At 68.2% G+C, this 21,300-nt stretch carries 21 protein-coding genes and 1 tRNA gene; 13 read left to right on the top strand and 9 right to left on the bottom strand.

The genetic code is table 11. The features are described 5' to 3' along the window. Positions 1 to 89: 89 nt before the first annotated feature. Genes N5095_RS13460 through rad50 form a run of 3 tightly spaced genes read left to right on the top strand, consistent with a single transcriptional unit; the run spans position 90 to position 4,608 of the window. Positions 90 to 461, top strand: coding sequence for a DUF7966 family protein (locus N5095_RS13460; protein WP_267623400.1), 372 nt, complete (start codon positions 90 to 92; stop codon positions 459 to 461). Continuing rightward, positions 458 to 1,924: a DNA double-strand break repair protein Mre11 gene (gene mre11 / locus N5095_RS13455; RefSeq protein WP_267623399.1), complete on the top strand. Its 1,467-nt coding sequence runs from the start codon at positions 458 to 460 to the stop codon at positions 1,922 to 1,924. The genes N5095_RS13460 and mre11 overlap by 4 nt, the downstream gene beginning before the upstream one ends. Beyond that, positions 1,921 to 4,608, top strand: a complete 2,688-nt coding sequence (gene rad50, locus N5095_RS13450) for a DNA double-strand break repair ATPase Rad50 (RefSeq protein WP_267623398.1) — start codon at positions 1,921 to 1,923, stop codon at positions 4,606 to 4,608. Before mre11 ends, rad50 begins: the two co-directional genes overlap by 4 nt. Positions 4,609 to 4,879: 271 nt before the next feature. On the opposite strand, the gene N5095_RS13445 is transcribed toward rad50, so the two are convergent. The 4 genes from N5095_RS13445 to N5095_RS13430 all read right to left on the bottom strand — a co-directional run bounded on the left by N5095_RS13445 (position 4,880) and on the right by N5095_RS13430 (position 7,034). Continuing rightward, a complete protein-coding gene (locus tag N5095_RS13445; RefSeq protein WP_267623397.1) occupies positions 4,880 to 5,338 on the bottom strand; it encodes a DUF7346 family protein in 459 nt (152 codons plus the stop codon). A 25-nt stretch (positions 5,339 to 5,363) separates the two neighbouring features. Continuing rightward, positions 5,364 to 5,897, bottom strand: coding sequence for a DUF7322 domain-containing protein (locus tag N5095_RS13440; RefSeq protein WP_267623396.1), 534 nt, complete (start codon positions 5,895 to 5,897; stop codon positions 5,364 to 5,366). A 40-nt stretch (positions 5,898 to 5,937) separates the two neighbouring features. Next, positions 5,938 to 6,171 (bottom strand): DUF7331 family protein, encoded by a 234-nt coding sequence (locus N5095_RS13435; protein WP_267623395.1) that lies wholly within the window; start codon positions 6,169 to 6,171, stop codon positions 5,938 to 5,940. A gap of 194 nt (positions 6,172 to 6,365) precedes the next feature. Next, positions 6,366 to 7,034, bottom strand: a complete 669-nt coding sequence (locus N5095_RS13430) for a helix-turn-helix domain-containing protein (protein ID WP_267623394.1) — start codon at positions 7,032 to 7,034, stop codon at positions 6,366 to 6,368. Between the two features lie 159 nt (positions 7,035 to 7,193). On the opposite strand from N5095_RS13430, the gene N5095_RS13425 reads away from it, so the two are divergent. From N5095_RS13425 to N5095_RS13390, 8 genes are all read left to right on the top strand, one after another. Beyond that, positions 7,194 to 9,947: a DNA-directed DNA polymerase gene (locus N5095_RS13425; protein WP_267623393.1), complete on the top strand. Its 2,754-nt coding sequence runs from the start codon at positions 7,194 to 7,196 to the stop codon at positions 9,945 to 9,947. A gap of 168 nt (positions 9,948 to 10,115) precedes the next feature. After that, positions 10,116 to 11,039, top strand: a complete 924-nt coding sequence (locus N5095_RS13420; RefSeq protein ID WP_267623392.1) for an ABC transporter ATP-binding protein — start codon at positions 10,116 to 10,118, stop codon at positions 11,037 to 11,039. A 48-nt stretch (positions 11,040 to 11,087) separates the two neighbouring features. Continuing rightward, positions 11,088 to 12,518, top strand: a complete 1,431-nt coding sequence (sufB, locus tag N5095_RS13415; RefSeq protein ID WP_267623391.1) for a Fe-S cluster assembly protein SufB — start codon at positions 11,088 to 11,090, stop codon at positions 12,516 to 12,518. A 25-nt stretch (positions 12,519 to 12,543) separates the two neighbouring features. Then, complete coding sequence (sufD, locus tag N5095_RS13410) at positions 12,544 to 13,779, top strand: Fe-S cluster assembly protein SufD (RefSeq protein WP_267623390.1); 1,236 nt, start codon at positions 12,544 to 12,546, stop codon at positions 13,777 to 13,779. A gap of 116 nt (positions 13,780 to 13,895) precedes the next feature. Continuing rightward, positions 13,896 to 14,375, top strand: a complete 480-nt coding sequence (locus N5095_RS13405) for an ester cyclase (protein ID WP_267623389.1) — start codon at positions 13,896 to 13,898, stop codon at positions 14,373 to 14,375. Positions 14,376 to 14,519: 144 nt separating this feature from the next. Beyond that, positions 14,520 to 15,017: a ferritin family protein gene (locus N5095_RS13400; RefSeq protein ID WP_267623388.1), complete on the top strand. Its 498-nt coding sequence runs from the start codon at positions 14,520 to 14,522 to the stop codon at positions 15,015 to 15,017. Positions 15,018 to 15,057: 40 nt separating this feature from the next. After that, on the top strand, positions 15,058 to 15,492 hold the full coding sequence (locus N5095_RS13395) for a metal-dependent transcriptional regulator (RefSeq protein WP_267623387.1): 435 nt from the start codon (positions 15,058 to 15,060) through the stop codon (positions 15,490 to 15,492). A gap of 62 nt (positions 15,493 to 15,554) precedes the next feature. Then, positions 15,555 to 15,627, top strand: a tRNA-Gln gene (locus tag N5095_RS13390). A 294-nt stretch (positions 15,628 to 15,921) separates the two neighbouring features. On the opposite strand, the gene N5095_RS13385 is transcribed toward N5095_RS13390, so the two are convergent. The 3 genes from N5095_RS13385 to N5095_RS13375 all read right to left on the bottom strand — a co-directional run bounded on the left by N5095_RS13385 (position 15,922) and on the right by N5095_RS13375 (position 18,301). Beyond that, positions 15,922 to 16,233 (bottom strand): non-histone chromosomal MC1 family protein, encoded by a 312-nt coding sequence (locus N5095_RS13385; RefSeq protein ID WP_267623386.1) that lies wholly within the window; start codon positions 16,231 to 16,233, stop codon positions 15,922 to 15,924. Between the two features lie 152 nt (positions 16,234 to 16,385). Next, a complete protein-coding gene (locus tag N5095_RS13380) occupies positions 16,386 to 17,459 on the bottom strand; it encodes a DUF3179 domain-containing protein (protein WP_267623385.1) in 1,074 nt (357 codons plus the stop codon). Further along, positions 17,456 to 18,301 carry an alanyl-tRNA editing protein gene (locus N5095_RS13375; protein WP_267623384.1) on the bottom strand — a complete coding sequence of 282 codons (846 nt, stop codon included), beginning with the start codon at positions 18,299 to 18,301 and terminating at the stop codon, positions 17,456 to 17,458. Before N5095_RS13375 ends, N5095_RS13380 begins: the two co-directional genes overlap by 4 nt. A gap of 302 nt (positions 18,302 to 18,603) precedes the next feature. Here N5095_RS13375 and N5095_RS13370 point away from each other — a divergent pair, with 302 nt between their 5' ends. Together N5095_RS13370 and N5095_RS13365 are read left to right on the top strand one after the other, a co-directional pair. Continuing rightward, positions 18,604 to 19,302 carry an HD domain-containing protein gene (locus N5095_RS13370; protein WP_267623383.1) on the top strand — a complete coding sequence of 233 codons (699 nt, stop codon included), beginning with the start codon at positions 18,604 to 18,606 and terminating at the stop codon, positions 19,300 to 19,302. 132 nt (positions 19,303 to 19,434) lie between these two features. Next, positions 19,435 to 19,671, top strand: coding sequence for a hypothetical protein (locus tag N5095_RS13365; protein WP_267623382.1), 237 nt, complete (start codon positions 19,435 to 19,437; stop codon positions 19,669 to 19,671). 36 nt (positions 19,672 to 19,707) lie between these two features. On the opposite strand, the gene N5095_RS13360 is transcribed toward N5095_RS13365, so the two are convergent. Further along, positions 19,708 to 20,697, bottom strand: coding sequence for an NAD-dependent epimerase/dehydratase family protein (locus N5095_RS13360; protein WP_267623381.1), 990 nt, complete (start codon positions 20,695 to 20,697; stop codon positions 19,708 to 19,710). Positions 20,698 to 20,766: 69 nt separating this feature from the next. Continuing rightward, positions 20,767 to 21,237, bottom strand: a complete 471-nt coding sequence (locus tag N5095_RS13355) for a DUF7979 domain-containing protein (protein WP_267623380.1) — start codon at positions 21,235 to 21,237, stop codon at positions 20,767 to 20,769. Between the last annotated feature and the right edge of the window lie 63 nt (positions 21,238 to 21,300).

Below are 21,300 nucleotides of genomic sequence, written 5' to 3'. Positions count from 1 at the left end.
GAGGCCGTCGTATCACCACTCCGGTGCCGCCGTATCACCGCCCCGGTGCCGCCGAGAGTTCAAGTACGAGCGTGGGTCCACTCCCCACCATGCCGGAAACCGAGCGCGTGAAGCGGGCGCTCCGAGCGCTCGCACTGGGAGAGTCACCGCCGGACGAGTCGTCGTTGACGGACGCGGACGCCGCCCTCGTCCGTCGGGCGGCGGCGGCGCTCCGCGATGTCCGCACCGCGGCGGCGTACCGAGAACGGGGCCGGCTGGAGGAACTCGAAGCGGTCGTCGACCGGGCCGACGCCCGCGGGGACGACGCGCTCGCCCGTAGCGGCCGTGAGGCGGTCGCCCGGTTCGACGGGTATCGACGGGCGGCACGTTCCTCCGCCGGGCCCGACACCGACCCGCCGGACCACTTCCGCTCCGGTCACGGAACGCCTTTATCGGACGCTGGCCAAGGCGGTGACAGATGACACGGGTGATACACACCGGCGACACCCACGTGGGGTACCAGCAGTACCACTCGCCGGCGCGACGCCAGGACTTTCTCGACGCGTTCGCCGCCGTCGTCGAGGACGCCGTCGACGACGAGGCCGACGCCGTCGTCCACGCGGGCGACCTCTTTCACGACCGGCGTCCCGAACTTCAGGACCTGCTCGGCGTGCTCTCGGTCCTCCGCACGCTCGACGACGCCGGGATTCCGTTTCTCGCCATCGTGGGGAACCACGAGGCGACGCGGGGCGGCCAGTGGCTCGACCTCTTCGAGAACCTCGGACTCGCGACGCGACTCGGCTCCGAGCCGACCGTCGTCGGCGACACCGCCTTCTACGGACTCGACCACGTCCCCGAGTCCCGCCGCGACGACTTGGAGTACCAGTTCGCTGAGACCGACGCGGCGTACCGAGCCCTCGTCGGGCACGGGCTCTTCACGCCCTTCGCCCACGCCAACTGGGACACCGAGACCGTCCTCGACTCCGCGAACGTCGACTTCGACGCCGTCCTCCTCGGCGACAACCACGAGGCCGACACCGCCGAGGTGCTCGGGACGTGGGTGACCTACTGCGGGTCGACCGAGCGCGCGAGCACGAGCGAGGAGGCGGGCCGCGGCTACAACCTCGTCACGTTCGGCGCCGACACGGGGGAGACGGTGGACGGGAGCGAGGGCGAGAGCGACCACGACGACGGCTCGGCACCTGCCGCCGTCGACATCCGGCGGCGGGCCCTCGACACCCGCCCGTTCAGGTTCGTCTCGGCCCCCCTCGCCGAGGGCGAAGGCGTCGACCGCGTGCGTGAACAAGTCCGCCAGTACGACCTGGACGACGCAGTCGTCGTCGTGGAGATAACCGGCGAGGGGGACCCCGTCACCCCCGCGAGCATCGAGGAGTACGCCACCGAGCGCGGCGCACTCGTCGCTCGCGTCACCGACCGCCGGGAGTTCGACGGCGAGACCGGTTCGGACGTCTCCTTCGCCGACCCCGACGCCGCGGTCAGAGAACGGGTCGACGAGATGGGGCTGTCGACGGCGGCGCTCGACGTAGACGAGACGGTCCGCGCGAGCAAGGTCGTCGACTCGAAGGTCCGCGAGGAGGTCAAAGGGCGGGTGGCCGACCTGCTCGACGACCCCGACGCCTTCGCGCGCGCGGAGAAGTCCGAGTCGACCGCGACGGCGAACGCGGGCACGAGTCCGGCATCGGCGTCGACCCCCGCGGAGGCGGACCGACCGGGTGGCGGAGACGGGACCGCGGAAGCCACGGATTCGGCGGAGACGGCAGACGCCGCGACTGCGGGCGAAACCGGAAGCGGGAGCGATAGCGATGGCGGGTCGGCGAGTGAGACCGAGTCCGCGAGCGAGAGCGGGAGCGAGTCCACGAACGGACGTGGAACCGGGAACGAGACCGACACCGACGGCCAGGTCTCCATGGAGGACTTCCAGTGAGGTTCGACCGCGTCCGACTGACGAACTTCAAGCCCTACGCCGACGCCGACCTGGAACTCCGCGACGGCGTGACTGTCATCCATGGACTCAACGGGAGCGGGAAGTCCTCGCTCCTAGAGGCGTGTTTCTTCGCCCTCTACGGCTCGAAGGCGCTCGACGGCACCCTCGACGACGTGGTCACGAACGGCGAGGACGAGGCCGAAATCGACCTGCAGTTCACGCACGACGGCGCCGAGTACCACGTCCACCGTCGGCTCCGGCGCTCCGGCGAGCGCGTCCTCACGGCCGACTGCACCCTCGACGGGCCGGACGAGAGCCGCGACGGAGCGGAGGCCGTTCGCGAGTTCGTCACCGACCTCCTCCGGATGGACAGCGAGGCGTTCGTCAACTGCGCCTACGTCCGACAGGGCGAGGTGAACAAGCTCATCAACGCCACGCCGAGCCAACGTCAGGACATGATAGACGACCTCCTCCAACTCGGTCGCCTGGAGGAGTACCGCGAGCGGGCGAGCGAGGCTCGACTCGGCGTCAACGACGTGCTCGCGGACAAGCGCGGCGGGCTCGCCGAACTCGACTCGCAGATAGAGGCCAAGGAGGAGCAGCACCTCCACGGCCGGCTCAACGAGCTCCAGTCGGAACTCGGCGAGGTCGAGGGGGAGGTCGAGCGCTTCGAAGAACAGCGGGAGACTGCACGGGAGACGCGGGACGAGGCGACGGCCGTCCTCGACGCACACGAGGAGAAGCGCGCCGAACTCGACTCCCTCTCCGACGAAATCTCGGAGCTGAAAGAGAAAATCGCGGCCGACGAGCGCCGGCGCGAGTCACACCGCGAGGAGATTCACGAGACGCGCGAGCGAATCGACGACCTCCGGGCAGAACTCGACGAGGTCGTCGCCGACACGTCGCTCCCGTCGGCCGAGGCGGAGGCGGTCTCCGCGCGACTCGACGAACTCGAGGCGCGCCGTGAAGAGCTGGGCGAGGAGATGCACGACCTCCGGCGCGAGGCGGACGGGTTCCGGAACCAGTCGACGAACCTCGGCGAGAAGGCAGAAGAGAACGAGCGCCGCGCCGCGTCGAAGCGCGAGCGGGCCGACGAGGTCGAAGCCGAGCTCGAACAGTCGCAGGCGGACCTCGAAGACCGTCGCGAGCGCCTCGACGAGCTCGACGAGAGCATCGCGGAGCTCGAGGCGCGCTTCGACGACGCGCCGGTCGCGTTGGGCGACGCCGACGAACACCTCGCAGAACGCGAATCGGAGCGTGAGGAGCGCCGCGAAGAGCTGAACTCGGTCCGGCGGGAGCTGCGGTCGGTCCGCGACCGCGTCGAGGAGGCGGAGCGCCTGCTGGAGGAGGGGAAGTGTCCGGAGTGCGGGCAGGACCTCGACGGCTCCCCGCACGTCTCCGACCTCGAAGACGACCGCGAGCGCGTGGCCGAACTGGAGGCCGAAGTCGAGAAGCTGGAAGCCGAGGTCGAGGAACTCGACTCGGCGGTCGACGCCGCCGAGGCGCTGGGGGCGACCGAAGACGCGGTCGAGCGGAAGCGCTCGAACCGGGAGAACGTCGCTCAGCTCGTCGAGGACCGTGCGAGCGACCTCGACGGGCGGGAGGCGGAGGCCGAGCGCCTGCGCGAGGAGGCCGAGGAGCTGGAGTCACAGGTGACGGAGCTCCGGGAGGTCGCCGAGGAGAAGGCGGAAGCGGCCGCAGAGCGCCGCGAGGAGGCCGAGGAGCTGGAGGCCGAGCGGGAGTCGGTCGCCGACGAACGGGAGCGTATCGAGCGGGCGGGCGAGCTCCGGGACGCCGTCGCCGACGCGGAGGACGACATCGAACGCCTCCGCGAGAAGCGAGCGACCATCGAGGAACGAAACGACGAGCGCCGCGAGTGGCTCGCGGACAAGCGCGCGACGCAGAGTGAACTCGAGGAGACCGTCGACGAGGAGGCCGTCGAGACGGCACGTGCGGACCGCGAACGTGCCGAGAACTACCTCGAGCAGGTCGAGGCGAAACTGGAAGAGCTCCGCGAGCGCCGCGACGGGCTCCAGAGCGAGGTCGGCGCCGTCGAGAACGCCATCGAGGAGCTCGAACGCCTCCGAGAGACCCGCGAGGCGCTCGCCGAGCGGGTGAACGCACTGGAGTCGCTCCACGCCGAGACCGAGGAGTTGGAGTCGATGTACGGCGACCTCCGTGCCGAGCTCAGGCAGCGAAACGTCGAGAGTCTCGAGCGGATGCTCAACGAGACGTTCGACCTCGTCTACGGCAACGACGCCTACTCGCGCATCCGCCTCGACGGGGAGTACGAACTCACCGTCTTCCAGAAGGACGGGCAGGCGCTGGACCCCGAACAGCTCTCGGGGGGCGAGCGCGCGCTGTTCAACCTCTCGCTGCGCTGTGCCATCTACCGACTGCTCGCGGAAGGAATCGACGGGGCCGCGCCGATGCCGCCGCTCATCCTCGACGAGCCGACAGTCTTTCTCGACTCGGGACACGTCTCCCGACTGGTCGACCTCGTCGAAGAGATGCGCGGGCTCGGCGTCGCCCAGATAATCATCGTCAGCCACGACGACGAGCTCGTCGGCGCCGCGGACGACCTCGTGACGGTGGAGAAGGACGCGACGACGAACCGTTCGACCGTGGAGCGCGAGACCGCGGACGCGCTGCGGGCGGTCGAAGCGATGGCGGGCGACGACTGACGCGGTCGCGCCGCGAGCGCTCTCTGGGCGCGAGCACGCGCCACCGCGGCAGAGCGACGACTGAGCGCCACGACGGCCGCGCGCTCGTGCGCGGCCGGTTCGCTGACGCGGTGGTGTGGACGACCCAGCGCGACGACGCGGGGCGTCCCGTCGCCCCGCGATTCGCTGACGCGGTGGCGTGACGACTGAGCGCAACGACGGCCGGAGTCCGTCTCCGGTCGACGCCTTGGCGCAACAGGGTGACGACCGACGTGGCCGCAGCGTCTGCCGTTTACCACTCCCCCAATTCCTCGTCCGTATCAGCTCCGCCCGAGCGAAGCCGCTCCGCGGCGTCGACCGCGAGGTCGGTCGCGGCGTAGCCGCGTTCGCCGGCGACTCGCGCCTCCTCGACGAGTCCGGCCGCCCGGAACTCGGTCAGTGTCCCGTGGAGGTCACTCTCACAGAGGTCGTACGCCGAGAGCAGTGTCCTGACGGGGAGCGGACCCCGGTCGACCAGTTCGAGGAGGAGCCCGAGCGACCGCTCGTCGCGGACGGCGGTGAGGACGCGCCGCACGCTCGCGGGGACGCCTTCGCTCGCGACGACGAGCGTCGCCGCGTCGTCGACGGGGTCGAGGTCGGCGTTCGGGAGGTACCGCTCCGCGCCGGTGTCGGGGTCGCGGACGAGACTCGACTCGCCGGAGCGTTTCACGAGGAGGTACCGCTTGCCGGCGTCGTCCTCGACGGTCTGCATGTTCGTCCGGAGCGTCGGCGGACGCCTAACGCTTGCGTTCGGTCGCCGCTCGGTCGGACGACCACGATTCCGTCAGGCCCCCGTCTTCGGTCGTCTCTCCGTCGGCGGCCGCCTCCTCGCTGGTGGCGGTGTCGGCCGCGTCGATGGCGTCGACCGGATTCTCACCCTCGTCATCCGTACCATCGGCGTCCCCGCCGCCGTCGACCGCCGTTGCGTCCCCGTCCCCCTCGCGCTCCTTCGCTTCCTGGTCACGTTTGAACGTCCGGTACCGGCTGTAGGCGTGCCCGAGGGCGAGCACGCCGAACGCGAAGAGACCGCCACCCCACTCCCACTGGCCGTTGAAGAAGACGAGCATCGGCCCGAGCGCGACGGCGAACAGCCCGATGTTCACGATGAAGACGACGCCCCAGAAGGTGGCGGCGACGTCGGCGGACACCTCGTTCTCCGAGGTGTCCCGCGTGGAGGGCGCCTCCGGCACCTTCGGGAGGTCACGCTCGGGGTCCCCCCACCGCTTCTCGGCGGACCACTCGTCGGGTTCGTCAGGTGCCGGGTCGAACACGTTCGAGAGAGGGTCCCTGCGCGCACAAAAGACTGCGGGTTCAGGCGCTGTCCTGCAGTGTGACCGTCAACGAAGACTGCACCCACGCGAGCGGGTTCTCCGACTCGTAGAACACCGTCCCGTCGTCCGTCTCGTAGGACTCGACCGGGGTCGCGTCCGCACCGCCGTCGGCCTCGTTCGCGCCACTGGCACCCACCTCGTCGGCGTCGAACGTCTGGTTCGGGCGCTCGGCGCCCGTCCGGTCCCGACGTCCGTCGTCTGCATGATCGGTCATCGACGGAGCGTGCTATGTGGTACCATGGTATATGCTTTGCGGGTTAGACGGCGAATCTCGCCGGATTCGTCCGACGAACGGCTGACGGCCTCGGGTACGACTCCGTCGCGATGTTCTCCCAGCGCGCTCTTGCGCCCACTCGCGGTCACTCGCGGACGCGCACCCGGTCCGACCTACGCTCTTCACGCCGCGTACTACCGCTCGTTCCCGTCAGCCCCGACGGTGAGGGCGCCCCGCACGAGGTGGCCGTGGCCGCGTCGGAGGCGTTCGGAGAGAGCTTGGTGGGAGATACCGAGTCCGGACGCCACCTCCGACAGCGTCGCGTCGCGGGGGACGTCGTAGTACCCCATTCGTGCGGCCCGGACGAGCGAGTCGTGCTGGTTCCGCGTGAGACCGAACCGGCCCCGGCGACGGGTGTCCAACTCGTAGACGCGGCGCACGTCGAGGGTGAGGTCCGCGGACGCACAGAACTCGCGGGTCGCCGACAACCCCTGCCGTTCGGGAAAGAGCGTGTGGAGTGACCAGCGTCCGTCCCGCCCGAGCGCCGAACGCACCGTGGCCCCCTGTTCGTGGACGACGTGTCGGAGGAGCTCCGTCGCCGTCTCCCAGCGCATCTCGTAGAGCCGCTCGTCGCCGACGTCCGCGAGTTCCCGAGCCTCGGCGACGCTCGGGTCCGATTCGAGGGCGTCGGCCACCGCCGTCGCGGTCGCGGCGTCGGCCCGGACCCACGCGAAGGGGAGGAGCCGGTCGGAGTCGTGGGCGACGACCCGCTCGACCTCGACCTCGAGGTCGGGGAGGGCGGCGAAGCTGTCGGCGAGGGCGAACTCGGCCGCGGGGACCTCGAGTTCCGCAATCGTGCTCATCGCTGGGTCGTCCCGACGGCTGGAAGCGCCAAAGGGAATGTGGCCGTCGGAGTGTGACTGTCGGGGAGGTGGTCGCGACCGCGGTGTGAGATGGGGCTGAACAGCCCGAGGACCCCACACCACGGGGGTTTTTAGCCCCGACCGCAAAGGGGAGACAACATGACGCAGCCCACCTTAGGCGAGTTCGACGGCGCCGCGGACGGGAGCGCCGCCGACGACTCGGGGGACGGGACGACGGGGGACGGGGGCGCCCGCCCGAGCGAGGAGGCCGTCGTCGTCGCCGGCAACGGCGGCGGACACGTGAGCGCCGTCGTCGAGGCGGAGGACGCCAAGTTCCCGGAGGCGACCGACCACCTCGAACTGCAGGTGTCGCAGGTGGACTACACCGTCGAGGGGCAGGGCAGCGGGGAGTATCCGGTCGTCCACGTGTTCGGGCGTACCGCCGACAACGAACCCGAGCACGTCCGCGTCCTCGGCACCGAGCCGTACTTCTACGTCCCGACGGACACGCTCACCTCGAACCCGGTCGACGAGTACGACGTGGTGCTCGACGCCCGCGAACAGGACGCGAACGGCCGACGCTTCGAGAGCATCCGCGGGGAGGCGCTGACGAAAATCGTCGCCCGTACCCCCCGCGACGTGGGGCAGATTCGCGACGACTTTCCCGAGAGCTACGAGGCCGACATCCTCTTTCCCAACCGCTTTCTCATCGACCACGACATCAGCGGCGGGGTCCGCGTACCCGAACGCCGCCTCGACGACGGCTCGATTCAGGTGCCGAGCAACGAGGTCGAGCCGACCGAGGTCGACGCCGACCTGCGCGTGAACACGTTCGACATCGAGGTCGACGACCGTTCGGGGTTCCCCGAGGAGGGTGAGGAGCCCATCGTCTGCCTGACGAGCCACGACTCCTACCGCGACGAGTACGTCGCGTGGCTGTACGAGGCCCCCGTCGGCGACGGCGAGGCGCCCGAGGAACTCGCCGAGTACGAGCCGATTCGTGACGGCCCCACGCTCGACGTTCGGACCTTCGAGGAGGAGGCGGCCATGCTCGACGCGTTCGTCTCCTACATCGAGGAGACGGACCCGGACGTGCTGACGGGGTGGAACTTCGAGGACTTCGACGCGCCATACTTCCTCGACCGCCTCGAGCGGCTCGACCCCGGCACCGAGTACGACCTCTCTATCGAGCGGCTCTCCCGGGTCGGCGAGGTGTGGCGGAGCGGCTGGGGCGGCCCCGACGTGAAGGGCCGGGTCGTCTTCGACCTGCTGTACGCCTACAAGCGCACGCAGTTCACCGAGCTGGAGTCGTACCGGCTGGACGCCGTCGGGGAACTCGAACTCGACGTCGGCAAGGAGCGTTACGCCGGCGACATCGGCGACCTCTGGGAACAGGAGCCGAAGCGCCTCCTCGAGTACAACGTGAGGGACGTGGAACTCTGCGTCGAGATAGACAAGAAACAGGACGTAGTCACGTTCTGGGACGAGGTACGCACCTTCGTCGGCTGTCTGCTGGAGGACGCCCCGACCCCCGGTGACGCGGTCGACATGTACGTCCTACACAACGCCTATGGGCGGTTCGCGCTGCCGACGAAAGGTCAGCAGGAGTCCGAGGACTTCGAGGGTGGCGCCGTCTTCGACCCCATCACGGGCGTCGCGGAGAACGTGACGGTGCTCGACCTGAAGTCGCTGTACCCGATGTGCATGGTGACGGTGAACGCCTCTCCCGAGACCAAGGTCGGCGAGGAGTTCGACGGGCCGACCTACCGCGCGCCCAACGGGACCCTGTTTCGCCAGGAGCCGGACGGGATGATGCGCGAGATGGTCGACGAACTGCTCACCGAGCGCGAGGAGAAGAAGTCCCGGCGCGACGAGCACCAGCCGGGGACCTCCGAGTACGGGCAGTTCGACCGCCAGCAGGCGGCGGTGAAGGTCATCATGAACTCCCTCTACGGGGTGTCGGGCTGGGACCGCTTCCGGCTCTACGACAAGGAGTCGGCGGCGGCCATCACGGCGACCGGCAGGGAGGTCATCAACTTCACCGAGCAGGCGGCCGAGGAGATGGGACACACGGTCGCCTACGGGGACACCGACTCCGTCATGCTCGAACTGGGGCCCGGCGTCGAGAAGGAGGAGGCCATCGAGCAGTCCTTCGCCATCGAGGAGCACATCAACGGTCGCTACGACGACTTCGCGCGCGAGGAACTCGGCGCCGACGAACACCGCTTCCAGATAGAGTTCGAGAAGCTCTATCGGCGGTTCTTCCAGGCGGGCAAGAAGAAGCGCTACGCCGGCCACATCATCTGGAAGGAGGGGAAGGACGTCGACGACATCGACATCACGGGCTTCGAGTACAAGCGCTCGGACATCGCGAGCATCACGAAGGAGGTCCAGCGGAAGGTCATCGAGATGATAGTCACCGGGGAGGACCTCGACGTGGTGAAAGACTACGTCCACGACGTGATTCAGCGGTTCGACTCCGGCGACGTGCCCCTCGACGAAATCGGCATCCCGGGGGGCATCGGCAAGCGTCTCGACGCCTACGACACCGCGACCGCGCAGGTCCGCGGGGCGAAGTACGCGAACGCCTTCCTCGGGACGAACTTCCAACGCGGCGCGAAGCCGAAGCGGGTGTACCTGAAGAAGGTCCACCCCGACTTCTGGCGACGGATGGAAGAGGAGGAGGGGATGGACCCGCAGACGAACGACCTGTACGGCGAGTTCAAGCGCGACCCGGACGTCGTCTGCTTCGAGTACGAAGACCAGGTGCCCGACGAGTTCGAAATCGACTACGAGAAGATGCTGAACAAGACACTCGAGGGACCCATCTCGCGGGTCATCGAGGCGCTCGGCATCTCGTGGGACGAGGTGCGGTCGGGACAGGAACAGACTGGTCTCGGCTCCTTCATGTAGCGGCGGAGGACACTCTCCCCGCCCACGACCCGCGTTCGTCGCGACGGTCACCGCCAGCCGTTGCCGAATCGGAAAGATTTCTTCTCAGCCGAAAAAGCACACGGGGGCAAATGCGTAACCTTCATGGGCGAAACACGCCGAAGGTCGGGCACGAGGAATCAGAGCACGATGGCTACACTCGAACTCAAGAACCTTCACGCCAAGGTCGCAGAGGAGGACGGCGAGCAGATCCTCCGCGGCGTCGACCTCGAAGTGAAGAGCGGCGAGATTCACGCGCTGATGGGACCGAACGGCTCCGGAAAGTCGACGACCGCGAAGGTCATCGCCGGACACCCGGCCTACGAGGTCACCGACGGCGAGGTACTCCTCCACCTCGAGGACGGCGACTTCGGCGAGGACTTCGACATCCCCGACGACAAGCGGACGTGGGAACTCCTCGACCTCGAGCCGAACGAGCGCGCCGCACTCGGCATCTTCCTCGGCTTCCAGTACCCGGCCGAGATCGAGGGCGTCACGATGGTCAACTTCCTGCGCCAGGCGCTCAACGCGAAGCTCGACGAGCGCGAGGAGCTCTTCGAGGACGACGACGAGGCGGAGGCGGAGGCGGACACGGAAGAGGAGGAGTCGGGCTACGACACCTCCCCGATGGAGGGCCCCGCCGACGACGGCGAGGTCGGCGTCGCCGAGTTCCAGCAGCTGCTCAACGAGAAGATGGAGCAGTTGGAGATGGACGAGAAGTTCGCCCACCGGTACCTCAACGCCGGCTTCTCCGGCGGGGAGAAAAAGCAGAACGAGGTGCTTCAGGCCGCCATCCTCGAGCCGACCATCGCCGTGCTCGACGAGATCGACTCCGGGCTTGACATCGACCGCCTGCAGGACGTCTCCCACGGCATCAACGCCCTGCGCGACGAGCAGGGCACCGGCGTCCTCCAGATCACCCACTACCAGCGCATCCTCGACTACGTCGAACCCGACAAGGTCCACATCATGCTCGACGGGGAAGTCGCCATGGAGGGCGACGCCTCTCTCGCCGTCGAACTCGAGGACAAGGGGTACGACTGGGTCCGCGAGGAAGTGTACGGTACGGCGTAACACGGACCTGCTACCTTTAACCCTACAACCCCAAGCGATACACAACAAATGAGCTCAGATCAAGACCACCTCAAAGAAGCCGACACCGAGGAACGCTTCGACTTCAAGAAGGAGGAGTCGTCGGCGTTCAAGACGGAGAAGGGTCTCACCGAGGAGACCATCCGTCTCATCTCGGAAGACAAGGACGAGCCTGAGTGGATGCTCAAGCGCCGCCTGAAGGCGCTGGAGCAGTTCCAGGCCATGCCGATGCCGACCGACTGGCCCGGCCAGCCCGACCTCTCCGAGGTCGACGTGAACGAGATCGTCCCGTACATCCGCCCGGACATCGAGACCCGCGGCGGCGCCGAGTCCTGGGAGGACCTCCCCGAGGACATCCGGGACACGTTCGACAAACTCGGCATCCCCGAAGCGGAACAGCAGGCGCTCTCCGGCGTCGGCGCGCAGTACGAGTCGGAGATCGTCTATCAGAACATGCAGGAGCAGTGGGAGGAGAAGGGCGTCGTGTTCATGGACATGGACAAGGCCCTCCGCGAGCACGAGGACCTCGTCCGCGAGTACTTCATGACGAAGTGCGTCCCCCCGAGCGACAACAAGTTCGCCGCGCTCCACGGCGCCATCTGGTCCGGCGGGTCGTTCCTCTACGTGCCCGAGGACGTCACCGTCGAGATGCCCGTGCAGGCGTACTTCCGGATGAACTCCGAGGGGATGGGCCAGTTCGAGCACACGCTCATCATCGCCGAGGAGGGCTCGGAGGTCCACTACATCGAGGGCTGCTCGGCACCCCAGTACTCGGCGTTCAACCTGCACTCCGGCGGCGTCGAGGTGTTCGTCGGCGAGGACGCCCACGTCCAGTACTCCACCGTGCAGAACTGGTCGAAGAACACCTACAACCTGAACACGAAGCGCGCCATCGTCGAGAAGGGCGGCCGCATGGAGTGGATTTCGGGCTCGATGGGCTCGAAGGCCACCATGCTGTACCCGGCCTCCATCCTGAAGGGCCGCGGCGCGAGCGACAACCACATCACCATCGCGTTCGCCGGCAAGGGCCAGAACATCGACACCGGCGCGAAGGTGTACCACAACGCCCCCGAGACGAAGTCGACCATCGAGTCCAAGTCCATCTCGAAGGACGGCGGCCGCACGAACTACCGCGGCCTCGTCCACATCGCGGAGGGGGCGCGCAACTCCTCGACCTCGGTCGAGTGTGACGCGCTGATGTTCGACAACGAGTCCACCTCCGACACCATGCCGTACATGGAGATCAACGAGTCGACGGTGGACGTCGCCCACGAGGCGACCGTCGGGAAGATCGGCGACGAGGACGTGTTCTACCTCCAGAGCCGCGGTCTCGACGACGACGACGCGAAGCAGATGATCGTTTCGGGGTTCATCGAGCCGATCACGGAGGAACTGCCCATCGAGTACGCCGTCGAGCTGAACCGGCTCGTCGAGCTGGAGATGGAGGGAAGCCTCGGGTAACTCCGAGGACGACGATTACGATTCAATGAGTACGACACTGCCTGCCGACATCTCCGAGGAGACGGTTCGCACCATCTCCGAGGAGCGCGACGAACCGGAGTGGCTCCTCCAGCGACGCCTGGAGGCGCTCTCCGCGCTCGAAGAGCTCGACCTGCCGGACGTCATCCAGACGCCCGGCCGTCGATGGACCAACCTGGAGGCGCTCGACTTCGAGGAACTCGTCGACCCGCTCGGCGCCGAAGACGAGACCGAGCGCGTCGACGCCGAGGGGGCGACGGTGCTCCCCTTCACCGAGGCGCTCTCGGAGCACGGCGACCTGCTGGAGGAGCACTTCGGCAGCGTCGTCGACCTCGAGTCGAACTACCTGACCGCGCTCTCCGCGGCACTGTTCACGACCGGGACGCTCGTCTACATCCCCGAGGGCGTCGACGCCGAGGACATCAAGGTGCGCGCCGAGATGAACTCCCGGTCGCTGTTCAGCCACACGCTCGTCGTCACCGAGGAGTCCGCCTCGGCGACCATCCTCGAGGGCATCAGCTCCGGCGAGGGCGCCGACGGCGACTTCGACGCCGAGGCCGGCGAGGAGCGCTACTTCAGCAACCTCGTCGAAATCGCCGCGGGCGAGAACTCGTACGTCCAGTACGGCTCGCTCCAGACGCTCGACGAGGACACCTACACGTACACGCTGAAGCGCGGCGACGCCGACGTCTACTCGACCATCAACTGGATCGAGGGGAACATCGGCTCGCGGCTCACGCGCTCGGACGTCGAGACCGAACTCAACGGCGACTCCTCGGAGACGAAGATCGTCGGCGCGTTCTTCGGCCACGGCGACCAGCACTTCGACGTGAACGCCCGCGTCTGGCACAAGGCCGAGCACACGACGGCCGACCTCGTCACCCGGGGCGTGCTCGACGACCGCGCGCGCTCGGTGTACGAGGGCGTCCAAGACGTCGGCCGCGACGCCTGGGACACCAACTCCTACCAGCGCGAGAACACGCTGATGCTGAGCGACGAGTCCGAGGCCGACGCCTCGCCGAAGCTCATCATCAACAACCACGACACCGAGGCCTCCCACGCGGCCACCGTCGGACAGGTCGACAAGGAGGACCTGTTCTACATGGAGTCGCGCTCCATCCCGACGCGGACGGCCCGGAACATGCTCGTGGAAGGGTTCTTCGTCCCCGTCCTCGAGGAGATCGAAGTCGAGGAGTTCCGCGAGGACCTGCAGGAGCTTATCGCCCAGCGGCTCCGGTCCTGAGCTGACGCGGTCGCGTTTCACGCCCGTTTCACGGGTTCTCTTTTCTCACCGTCGACGACCGTCGGAGTGACTGCCCCGAGACGAGCGCCGGCCCCGTCGAGACCCGCTCTCTCCGTGTGGACACTCCCGAAAATCGTACTGTCCGCACGAGAACGGGACCCCGCCCTCGACCTTCGTTTCCGCAGTGTTGCCGCCGCACCGTCGAGAAGGTCTGGAACGGAAAGGAGTACGACGCCAGCCCGAGGCTGTACGCCAAGGACTGCGTCTTCTACGGCGGCCCCGGCGGCGAGACGACGGGCATCGACGCCTCCGAGGCCTACGCGAAGGAGGTCCACGCGACGTTCCCCGACTTCGAGGCGAGAGAGGAACTGTGCTTCTGTGACGACGAGGCGGACCTCGTCTGCATGTACCTGCACTACTCGGGCACCACGAAGGGCCGTTCGTCGGCGCCGAGTCCACGCGAAGAAGGAACGACGACGGGCGTCGTCATCAACCGCGTGCGGGACGGGAAGGTCGTCGAGGCGTGGGCCGAAGCCGACGCCCTGGGGTTCCTCGCGGACGTGGGCGCGACTCCCGAGTCGACCGCGACGAAGTGAAGTAACGCCGGGGACGGGTTTCCTCGCAGGTCGGAGGTGCCGACCGACGGCGAGGGAACCGCTTAAGTCGTACACGCCCCGTACTTTCGGTGAACAGATGACTGCGGACGCATCGCCACGTCAGTCGACCGGCCGGGGGAGCGCGTGAGCGTCGGCCACCGCGTCGCCTCCGACCACCAGCTCGCCCGGCTCCTCCAGATTGGGGTCGTGCTGGAGGAGGTCGTCGAGGCGCGCGCGTACCACAACTACCAGTCGCTCGCCGACGAGGACCGGAAGCTGGACCCCGAAATCGAGACGCTGCTCGAGGAGGCCGCGGAGGAGTCCGCGGACCACCGCGAGCGCCTCGAAACCGTCATCGACGAACTCGACGCCGAGTCCATCCCCTTCGAGGACATCGAGACGCTCGTCGAGGCGAAGTACGGACAGACGAAACCCGAGGACTTCGACGGGGTCCTCTACGACCAGCTCTGCAACGAGGAGACGGCGTACAAGTTCTACGACGACCTCATCGAGGCCATCGAGGCCAGCGACGCCGAGTTCTCCGTCGACCGGGAGCACCTTCTGAAGGAGCTCCGGGAGATCCGCGAAGAGGAGGCCGCCGGCGTCGAGGAAGTGACTCAGATTATGGAGACACGCGAATGACCCCAGCGACGCGAACCACGCCACACAGCCGAGGGCGACGATGAACACGGCCGACCAGTACCTGAAGGCGATCTACCTCATCCAGCAGGTCGAGGACGGTCCCGCCTCGACCGGCCGCCTCGCGGACACGCTCGACGTGAGTCCCGCGAGCGCCAACGAGATGATCGGCAAGCTCGAATCCCGCGGGCTCGCCGAACACGAGAAGTACAAGGGCGTCTCGCTCACCGAGGAGGGCATCGTGAAGGCCCGCGACGCCCTCGAAACCTACTGCGTCATCGAGCGCTTCCTCGCGAACGTGCTCGCCGTCGACGAGTTCCGCGAGGAGGCTCGCGAGTTGGAACCGGTCATCGACGACCTCGTCGCCGAGCGACTGGACACCATCATCGACCGCAACGCCGAGTGTCCGGACTGCTTCGACCCCGAGAGCGACGCCTGTCGGTACCTCGAACTGGAGAGCGAGCGACCGGCGGACTGAGGCGGCCCGGGCGGACCGAACGGCAACGCTATTGTGTCGGGGTTTCGTACGAACTGCTGCGCAGTCCCGTGGTGTAGTGGCCAATCATAACGGCCTTTGGAGCCGTTGACGGCGGTTCGAATCCGCCCGGGACTATTCTGTCCGAACGAAGTGAGGACGAATAGCGGACGGTGAGTCCTCGCGGTTCGAATCCGCCCGGGACTACTACTTTTGTGGGCGTCGGCGAGCAGCCGTGTCGACACCGAGACCTCACAGCAGGGAGCGAACGACCGGGGTCTGACAGTCCACTCGTTGCTCGTGCCGGACGCCCTCGGCGACACGACCGATATGCTCTCTTCTGTATGATGTTCCGACACCCGAACTGCCCTCTCGGTCGAACGGCGTCGTCCGCCGACCGAGTCGACCGACAGGGCCCCCGAGCGTCCTCGGCTACTCGTCGATGTGTTCGATGCCCTGCTTCGAGACGTTCGCTCGCGTCACCGAGTCGGGCATCCAGTCGGGGCCGTCGTCGGGCTTCTCTTCGGTCCAGGCCCAGCCGTGGTAGACGTGGACCCGGTCCGTCCCCTTCTCGCGGAGTCGGAGCTCCGCGTGGTCGTCGACCGCCTCCTCGCTCGGAGCGGGGTGGAGCCGCCGTGCCGCCTTCAGCGCGGCCTGACGCGGGGTGTTGCCGCTGTAGACGCTGTTCTCGGAACCGTCCGCATCGCGGAGCGCGAAGTTGCGCTTGCCGTCCTCACGGGGCATAGTTCGATTCCCGTCTCTCGGCCGGAGCGTAAATAGGTATCCCGTCACACGGTGAAAAATCGGTGCCGACCCCCGTGCTGTCGGGCGGTCACGGGTCGGCCCCCACTTCGTTTGCCGGGGTCCGACGCCTCACGAGGGGGAGGCTCCCCTCCTCAGCCCTCCACCCCGAAGAACGCGTCCCGACCGTGGTCGTCCTGCCAGGCGAAGGCGAACAGCCGACGCGCCGGGAGTCGCACCAACTGACGCCCGTCCGCGCCGACGCCCGTGGCGCCGTCCCACGTCGTACCGTCGGCGACGAACCGCCCAGTTTGGTCATCGTCGCCGTCGGTCACGTCGCTGTCGGCGGTCACGTCGCCGTCGTCGGTCCCGTCCCCTCGCCGGAACTCGAACCCTGTCGGGCGCTCGAACGCGTGAACGCCCCCGTCGCCCGCGAACACCACCGCCGCTACGTCGCCGACGGTGGCGGTCACGACGCCACCCTCCGCCTCGACCACCGGGAGCGGGAACCCGATCGCCTCTCCGCCCGATTCGACGCCGAGGACGACCGTCTTCGGGTCGAGGTCCGTTCGGTTCCAGTCGCGGCTGTCGTCGCCCCGGTGGGCTCCCAGCCCGAAGCCCTCCATCTCGAAGTACGCCTCGTACGGCGCGGCGTCGTAGTCGATGGGTGCCGGGTCGTCGGTGTCGCTGGCGGCCTCGCTGGCTCCACCCGGTGGTGCAAGTACGACCCCCTCGGGATGGGTCTCGCGGAACCTGCCCCACGTCGTCAGCGACGCCGGGAGCACGTCGAGTTCGTGGCCCTCGAGCGGCCCGGCGATGCAGCGTCCGAGCGACTGCTTCCACTCCGACTCGGTCTCTCGGTCGTACATGACGAGGTCGTCGTCCGCGAGTTTGCCCGAGACGCCGAACTCCAGGATTCGGCTCTCACCCTCCCCGCTGACCCGCCGGTCGTACACGACGGCGCTCCCGCAGAGCGGACACCACGTCACCGCGACCGGCACGTCGCCGACGCGGTCGTTGACAATCTCGTGGTAGTGGAGGTAGCGAACGGGGTAGGCCCGGGCCACCTCACCACCGTCGGCGGCGTCGGCAGTGTCGTCGGCGACGGCGGCGTCGACGACGTCGACCACGATTACTTCGTCGTCCGCTCGACCGTCGTAGTCGGTCACGAACGACGGGTCGTCGACGCTCGGGATGGCGTCCCTCGGGAGCACCTGCTGGACGTTCATCGCCCTCGCTCCGTCTCCACGTCGGCTCCGTGGTTCCGGTCGCCCCCGTCGGCTCCGTCACCGTCGCCCGTCTCTCCCAACACGAACTCGATTCGCTCCTCCTCGCTCCCCTGTGTCCGTCGCCCGGTCACTCGGACCGGGCCGACCTCCTCGGTGTTCGAGACGTGTGTGCCGGCGCAGGCGGTGCGGTCGAACGGGTCGTCTTCGGGGCCGATTTCGACGATTCGGACCTCGGTGATGGAGTCCGGTAGGAGCGAGATTCGGGTTCGGTCGGGGTCGAGCGTCGCCTCCGCGCGGTCGAGTTCGTACCAGCGGACCGGGAGCGCGTCGTCGACGAGCGCGTTCAGGCGCCGTTCGAGCGTCTCCAGGTCCTCCTCGTCGAACCGGGGGTACGCACAGTCGAGGCGGGCGTGGTCGGTGTAGAGCTGGTTCCCGGTCGTCGGCGCGTCGAACTCGGAGAGCAAGACGCCCGAGAGGAGGTGCTGAGCCGTGTGATAGCGCATGTGGGCGGAGCGCCGGCCCCAGTCGACCCGACCCCGGACGGTCGCTCCCTCGGGTGGCAGGTCGGAACCGCCGCCGTCGGCGTCCAGTCGGTGGTATATCGTGTCCCGTTTCGTCACGTCGACGACTCGCCACGTCTCCGGTCCGGCCGCGTCCCTGCCGGTCGTTCCGTCCGCCCCCGTCCCACCGGCCACGACGAGTTCGCCGGTGTCGTGGGGCTGGCCGCCGCCGGTCGGGTAGAAACAGGTCTCGTCGAGCACGACGCGGTCGTCGAGCCGACGTTCGACGCGCGCCTCGAACTCCCTGGTGTCGGTGTCCCGCAGGTAGCGTGCCTCGGTCACGTTCGAGGGGAGTCGCCACACCGACTTATATAGTAGCGTCTGCAGGTCCCGGCATATCGGACCGCACGACAGCGTGCGGTCGAGTGCCTAGACAGTTGCAGACGCTCCTATACCGCCGCCCGCGGTCGCACGCCACCCCGTCGACTCTGTCGGAATCCGGACGCTTCTGCCGGCGACGGCCGGTCTCGCCTCGCTTCCGTGGCGGATTCATCCCTCTAAAACCTGTCGTAACGCCTAAGAGGCGAAGTACCCTCACTTCCAACAACAATGAGTAACGACGGATTCCCGCGCGAGGTGTCACCGTGGGCGTCGAGATAAAGGAGTCCTCCGTCTCCGACGAGGAGTTCGCGGAGATGAAGCGGTTCGTCTACGACTATCTGGCCGCGAGCGTCGAGAACGAGGATGACGGCGGGCGAATGCGTTGGTACCCCTGGCACAGCGCCGAGTACCGGTACAACCACATCCTGAACGTCGTCGACCTCGCCAGCTACATCGCCGAGGAGGAGGGGGCCGACCCCGACATCGTCCGGGTCGCCGCGCTGTTTCACGACATCGCGAAGCTCGACGCCGAACAGGACGTCCACGCCGAGGAGGGCGCGCGTGTCGCCCGCGAGTACCTCGAATCGCGCGGCGAGTATCCGGCGTCGTTCGTCGACCAAATCTGCCAGTGCGTCTCCGACCACTCCTATCAGGGGTCACTGGAGGACGTGTCGCTCGAAGCCCGCTGTCTCATGGAGGCGGACATCCTCGACAAGGTCGGCGCCAACGGCACCGCGCTAATGCTCCTCCGGATGGGGTACGAGGCCCGCACCCACATGGACGCCGCCGAGATGGTCGACCGCGTGCTCGAACGCGGCCGCGACCACTCCGCGCGCATCGTCAGCGACACCGCCGAGAGTATCGCCCACCAGCGCCTCAAACGCGTGAAGTGGTTCCGCGAGTGGCTGGAGGAGGAGGTCGCCGAGATGGAGCGCATCCGCGGCAGCGACGGCAGGGACTGAGTCGCGGCGATTCTCCCCGCCCGGGACGCCGGGCGGACAGCGACAGCTACGCCGAGGCGAGCGTCCGCCTCCGGCGACCGAGGTAGACGACGGCCGACACCCTTTGACCGTTGGGAGGGGAACACGGCTGTAGTGAAACATCGCCCCTCTACACACCTGTTCGTGGCGGCTGGCGCCCTCGCGCTCGCCCTGGCCGTCGGCGTCGACGCCGGCGACGTAGCCTCCTCCGTACCCATCGCGAGTCACGGAGCCGTCGCACTGCAACTCGACTGGCTCGTCGACCTGATACGGCAAGTCGACCGGCTGCTCGAAGCCGTCGTCGACCTGTTGGAGACGGTCGGCCGGCTGACCGGCGAGGGCGGCGACTGACGCCCACCTGCACGCGGCCCGTCCGGCGGGGGGCGCTCAAAACGTGTCCAACACGCCCAGTACCCGCTCCTCCGCCTCCCGGTCCGGCCCCTCCTCGCGCCCGTCGCGGTCGCTCTCGCGGTGCTCCTCGACGGTCCGGGCCATCGCCTCCTCGACGGGGGTCGACTCCCACCCGAGCGCGTGGAGCTTCCCCGTGTCGAGGACGTGCGGGTACTCGCGGTACAGCGGGAAGTCGCCGAGAGCGAGGTCGCCCGCCGCCAACTCGCGCGCGCCCGCGGTGACGACCTCCACGTCGGTACCGGCGGCGTCGGCTATCACCTCGACCATCTCGCCGAGCGTCACCAGTCGACGGTCGCCGGCGTTGTACGCCTCGCCCGGCGCACCCTCCTCGGCGACGACGCGGAGGGCGCTCGCCACGTCCTCGACGTAGGCGCGGTGCCATAGGTTCGTCCCGTCGCCGGGGACGACGACGCGGTCGTGTTCGAGCACGCGGCCGAGCCAGTAGTCCATCCGCTCGGTGTAGTCGTGCGGGCCGTAGACGACCGGCGGTCGCAGGCTCATCGCGTTGACGCCGTCCTCGGCGGCCGAGGAGACGACGCGGTCACCCTCCGCCTTCCGGGCGCCGTAACTGGCGTACGAGTCGTCGGTCGCCTGTTCCGCCGAGCAGGGTTCGAGTGCGGTCTCGTCCTCGCGTTTGGGAATCGTCTCGGCGCCGTAGGCCGACCCCGAGGAGACGTACACGTAGGCGTCGACGTCGGCGAACACGTCGACGGCGACCTCGACGTCCGCTGGCTGGTAGGCGACCATGTCGACGACGACGTCCGGGTCGACGCTCAACTGCGCCGTCCGGAGGTCGGTGCGGTCCTTCCGGTCGCCCTCGACGTGCGAGACGGCGTCGTCCTCGGCGAAGGGGTTCTCGTGGCGCCCGCGGTTGAACACGGCCACGTCGTAGCCGGCGTCGCGGAACTCCGTCACGGCGTGGCGGCCGATGAACCGGGAGCCGCCGATGACGAGTGCGGTGGGCATGGTCGCTCGTCGAAGCCGGCGGCCAAAAGGGTGTTCGAGTCGGCGAGGGGCGTCGGTTCCCGCGTGATGTCAGTCGGCGATTCGGCGGTACCCGCCGACGACACCCGCGAGTCCGAGGACGAGGGCGCCGACGAGGGCGACGGCGCCGCCGCCGAACCCGAGTACGAACCGGTATCCGGGCCCGCAGTCGGCGACCCAGGTACCGACCTCGTACCGCTCGCCGCGGTACTCGACGACCCGGGCGTCGGTGTCCCACGGGACGCCGCCCTCGTACACCGGCGAGGAGCCGTAGTCGTTCCCGTTCTCCCGGTCCGTGTACGCCTCGAGGAACACCCGTTGTTCGACCGGGGACAGGTCCTCGAAGGCGACGACTTCGGTCCCCGGGTCGACGGACTCGTCCGCACCGAGCGCGTGAACGCTGACGCCGTGCCCCGAGGTGCAGTCGTTCGGTACTGCGCCGACGGTCGCTCCCCCGACGGCCGCCGCACCGAGGAGGAGGAGGGTCAGACCGACCAGCGAGACAGTTCGGAGGAGGGACATATTCGGTGAGGAGTCGCCGACCGCATGAGTACTTTCTGCACAACGGACCCCTCCTTCGAACCA

Origin of the sequence: Halobium salinum, assembly GCF_026586625.1 — an archaeon.
In the GTDB taxonomy this organism is placed as follows: domain Archaea; phylum Halobacteriota; class Halobacteria; order Halobacteriales; family Haloferacaceae; genus Halobium; species Halobium salinum.
The sequence above is the reverse complement of the archived record's forward strand: the minus strand, read 5'-3'. Positions and strand labels throughout refer to the sequence as shown.